Genomic DNA, 334 nt, shown 5'->3' with positions numbered 1-334 from the left:
TAGATAACAACAAGATAGTAGCTGATTTTGATCTTTCAAAGTGGCACAAATCGAACCGGAAAACTATGACTTATTAACCGAGTGGCACAAATTGAACCGAAATAGTGGCACAAATCGAACCGAAATAATGGCACTATTCAAACCGAAATAGTGGCACAAATTGACCGAAATGGGTGGCACGGTCCGACCGAAATCACTGGCACAAATCGAACCGAAATATCCACTAAAACTCTAAAATCCTTAAATCGTTTAATATTTTCATTACTTTGGACATAATAATTATCTATAATTACTGAGGATAAATAATTAAAAACCTCAGGTTTTATCTTTTTCC

The 334-nt window shown here is 35.0% G+C and carries 1 protein-coding gene; it reads right to left on the bottom strand.

Annotation, left to right across the window (positions count from 1 at the left end):
• Nucleotides 1-137 precede the first annotated feature (137 nt).
• Nucleotides 138-334, bottom strand: a 197-nt coding sequence (locus tag NJT12_RS24930) for a hypothetical protein (protein WP_271338807.1), incomplete at its 5' end; no start/stop codon positions are given.

It is taken from the genome of Flavobacterium azizsancarii (assembly GCF_027980145.1).
GTDB lineage: Bacteria > Bacteroidota > Bacteroidia > Flavobacteriales > Flavobacteriaceae > Flavobacterium > Flavobacterium azizsancarii.
Note: the sequence above shows the minus strand (reverse complement) of the source record. Positions and strands in the feature narration are given on the sequence as shown.